This window comes from Nocardia sp. NPDC003345, assembly GCF_053589395.1.
Window position 1 is genome coordinate 1 of sequence record NZ_JBSFRU010000538.1, and the last position, 2275, is coordinate 2275.

Here is a 2275-nt window from a genome sequence, read left to right on the forward strand (position 1 = left end):
AGCGACCAGAGGGAGGGAGCGCAGCGACCGACCGCCGGGAGTGAAGACCCGGGGTCAATAGGGCCCCACCCTCGAGCGGCGGAGCCGCTCCAACTCAACTGAAGTTGTTACCAGGTCCCACGTTGCGGCTGTTGCGGGTGCGGAGGGCGTGCACGTATTCCTCCGGGGCCCCGGCTTTTTCGGCGGCGTCGGCCATGACGCCGAGGTAGCGGGCCGAGGGCAGGCCGCCTTCGTAGGCGTCCAGTACGTAGAGCCAGGCCAGGATCGGGTCGGTTCCGCTGCCGGGGCTGGGGGTGACGCGGAGGCGGATCTTGCGGTGGATTCCGAAATCCGAGCCCTCCCAACGGTCGAGCCGCTGCTCGTCCTCGGGGGAGACGTCGTAGAGCACCACGAAGACCCGGGAGCCGGGTTCCTCGACGACCGTCGCGAGCGGGCCTTCCCAGCCGATATCGTCCCCGCTGAACGTGAGGCGCCAGCCCTCCAGCCAGCCCGTCCCGGACATGGGGGAGTGCGGACAGCGCTCGAGCATCTGGGTCGAATCCATATTGGACCCGTAGGCAGCGTAGATCGGCACACCGGCAGCTTAGTTGTGTGGCGCCGCGCACCGGTACGGGGCGTCGTAATTCGCGCTCCGGGATGTGCTTCGAGCGGCTCGACGCGCGGTCGCGGCCGGGCGCGGGCGCGAACCCGGCACGCACTAGGCTTGACGCGGCGAGTGAGGGCCGCGAGCTGCCGCGCGCCTGGCGCGGGTGATTAGGAACAAGGGGTATGTATGACCCGCATTGCGATCATCGGTGGCGGACCCGCGGGCTATGAGGCGGCCCTGGTCGCGGCCCAGCACGGCGCCCAGGTGGTGCTGATCGATTCCGACGGTATCGGCGGCGCGTGTGTGCTCTGGGACTGTGTGCCGTCCAAGACGTTCATCGCGTCGACGGGCGTGCGGACCGACCTGCGGCGTGCCCGCAACCTCGGGATCACGCTGGATCCGGAACAGGCGGAGGTCCGGCTGCCGGAGGTCCACGAACGGGTGAAGGCGCTGGCCCTGGCGCAGTCGTCGGATATCCGGTCCAAATTGCAGGCCGCGGGCGTGCGAGTGCTGCCGGGCCGGGGCCGGTTGGCCGGCCCGGGATCGGGGCGTGCCACGCACCAGGTCGCGGTCGCCTTCCCGGACGGCACCGAGGAGACCGTGGAGGCCGAGGTCGTGCTGATCGCGACCGGCGCCTCGCCCCGGGTGCTGCCCGGCGCCGAACCGGACGGCGAACGCATCCTGAACTGGCGCCAGCTCTACGATCTCGCCGATCTGCCGGAAACCCTGGTGGTGGTGGGTTCGGGTGTCACCGGCGCCGAGTTCGTCTCCGCCTATACGGAGATGGGTGTGCGGGTGATCCTGGTCTCCAGCCGTGACCGGGTGCTGCCGGGTGAGGACGCCGACGCGGCGCTGGTCCTCGAGGACGCGTTCGCCGAGCGCGGTGTGGAACTGGTGAAGCACGCGCGCGCGGACAAGGTGGAACGCACCGCCGACGGCGTGGTCGTGACCCTGTCCGACGGCCGCACCGTCACCGGCTCCCACGCCCTGATGACGGTCGGTTCCACCCCGAACACCGGCGGCCTCGGCCTGGAACAGGCCGGAATCGAACTCGACCGCGGCGGCTATCTCCGCGTCGACCGGGTATCGCGGACAGCGGTCCCGGGCGTCTACGCGGCCGGCGACTGCACCGGCCTGCTGCCGCTGGCATCGGTGGCGGCCATGCAGGGCCGGATCGCCATGTACCACGCACTCGGTGAAGGTGTGAGCCCGATCCGCCTCAAAACGGTGGCCTCCGCGGTCTTCACCCGCCCCGAGATCGCCACGGTCGGTGTGAGCCAGACCGCCATAGACAACGGGGAAGTACCCGCCCGCACGGTGATGCTCCCCCTGAACACCAACCCCCGCGCCAAGATGTCGGGCCTGCGCCGCGGTTTCGTGAAGATCTTCTGCCGCCCCGCCACCGGTGTGGTGATCGGTGGCGTGGTGGTCGCGCCCATCGCCTCGGAACTGATCCTGCCCATCGCGCTGGCGGTCCAGAACAACCTCACGGTCAACGATCTGGCCCAGACCTTCTCGGTGTACCCGTCCCTCACCGGCTCGGTGATGGAAGCGGCCCGCCAGCTGATGCGCCACGACGACCTGGGCTGAGATATTGGTGGCGCCTTCGGCGCCACGGGTTGCGGGCCCCTTGGTCCCGTGTTTCCGGCCTCGAGACTTGCGGCTGCGCCGCTTTGCTTCGAGGCCGGA

2 protein-coding genes are annotated in these 2275 nt (G+C 69.9%); one reads left to right on the plus strand and one right to left on the minus strand.

The genetic code is table 11. From position 1 onward, the window contains the following. Positions 1-94 precede the first annotated feature (94 nt). The gene (locus ACWDU1_RS31730) at positions 95-574 is read right to left on the minus strand and encodes a gamma-glutamylcyclotransferase (RefSeq protein ID WP_450004107.1); all 480 of its coding nucleotides are present in this window, start codon (positions 572-574) and stop codon (positions 95-97) included. Between the two features lie 198 nt (positions 575-772). Here ACWDU1_RS31730 and ACWDU1_RS31735 point away from each other — a divergent pair, with 198 nt between their 5' ends. Next, positions 773-2176, plus strand: coding sequence for an NAD(P)H-quinone dehydrogenase (locus ACWDU1_RS31735; protein ID WP_450004108.1), 1404 nt, complete (start codon positions 773-775; stop codon positions 2174-2176). Positions 2177-2275 lie beyond the last annotated feature (99 nt).